Annotated in this window: 2 protein-coding genes; both read right to left on the reverse strand. The window is 74.7% G+C overall.

Annotated features, from left to right (window positions below; all coding sequences use genetic code 11):
* Nucleotides 1-34 precede the first annotated feature (34 nt).
* The gene (locus ACI79C_RS25215) at nt 35-736 is read right to left on the reverse strand and encodes a metal-dependent hydrolase (protein ID WP_456948443.1); all 702 of its coding nucleotides are present in this window, start codon (nt 734-736) and stop codon (nt 35-37) included.
* A gap of 59 nt (nt 737-795) precedes the next feature.
* Nucleotides 796-1,221, reverse strand: coding sequence for a DUF2269 family protein (locus ACI79C_RS25220; RefSeq protein ID WP_456948444.1), 426 nt, complete (start codon nt 1,219-1,221; stop codon nt 796-798).
* Between the last annotated feature and the right edge of the window lie 322 nt (nt 1,222-1,543).

The raw sequence follows: 1,543 nt of genomic DNA on the forward strand, positions 1-1,543 counted from the left end.
ATCGGTGCGGGTCACCCGCACCGATCCCCGCCGGTCAGTCCAGGTGCAGCCAGGGGCCGATCGCCGTGCCCACGCCGGTGTTGGCGTAGACGAACCACAGCGTGACCAGGACGAACCCGGGCGCCAGCACCGCCTTCTCCAGCACGGTGCCGGTGCGCAACGGGGTGAGCGCCAGCCGGCAGCGCTTGAGCAGCCAGACCAGCGGCACGGGGACGCCCTGCTTGGTGAGCGCGTCTCCGGCGATGTGGGTCAGCACGCCCAGTGCCACCGCGTACGGCAGCCACGCGGGCTGGGGCATGTGCTCGAGCAGCAGCCACGCGCCGGCCCAGGACAGCACGAGGTTGCCGACGACGGTGTTCTCCGTCCGCCCGGGGATCACGAAGTGCAGGGCCCGCAGTGCCAGCCCGATGGCCAGGGCGATCAGCAGCAGGCTCGACCAGAACGCGTTCGCCGCGGCGAGGGCGAGCGCGCCGAACGCGAGCGGGGCCAGGACGGCGTCGTGGGTGCCCCAGCGGTGACCCTGCGCCAGCCGTCCGATCGCGCCGGAGGGCACGTCGGTGATCGGTCCCCACATGTCGGAGACCGTCGAGCCGCTGTGGTCGAGGTCGGGCAGCATGGCGAACCCGCCGGCCGCGGCGATCCACGCGACCTGGGCGACGGGGCCCTCCACCGGGGCCCAGGGCAGCGTCGCGGCGCCCGCGGCGAGCCCCGAGAGCGCGTGGGAGTGACCGAGCACGCACAGAGGGTCCCGCTGACCTGCTCGGGAGCGGGGGAGGCCGCCGTCCGGCGTGTCGGTCAGGGCTTCCAGACCATGAGGACCGCGACGGCCACCAGGAGCAGGGTGACGACGCCGGCCCCGGCCGCGATCCGGCCGTAGAGCGCCTTGGCGGAGGAGTCGCCACGCCGCAGGCCGGCCGACGCGCGGGAGAGCGCGGGGACGACGAGGACGAGGCTGACCACCAGCGCGACCAGGTACAGCACGATCGACAGCCACAGCCACGTCCGGGACAGCGGGATGCCCTCCACCCCGGAGACGCCGAACCCGAACAGGGCCACCGCCAGCGACGCCCACGTGAAGACCCGGGTGGACCGCGTCAGCAGCTCCACCGAGGGGACGTCGCCCGCCCGGACGGCCCGCAGCGCTGTGTGCGGCAACAGCGCCATCGGGCCGATGAGGAAGACGGCGGCCACGACGTGCAGGACGTTGAGGACGGTGCCCATGGCCCCGAGGCTAGGCACTCTGTGCACTCTGTCGTCCTCCGGACTCCCACCGCGGCCAGGTTCCGTACCCCTGTCGCGCTGAGCCCCTGCCGGCCCTCGTCGGGGAGGCCTCCGGCCCCCCGCTCCTCGAGCCGACCACCGCGGCCAGGTTCCGTACCCCTGTCGCGCTGAGCCCCTGCCGGCCCTCGTCGGGGAGGCCTCCGGCCCCCCGCTCCTCGAGCCGACCACCGCGGCCAGGTTCCGTACCCCTGTCGCGCTGAGCCCCTGCCGGCCCTCGTCGGGGAGGCCTCCGGCCCCCCGCTCCTCGAGCCGACCACCGCGG

The sequence above is a fragment of the Geodermatophilus sp. SYSU D00697 genome (assembly GCF_054050175.1).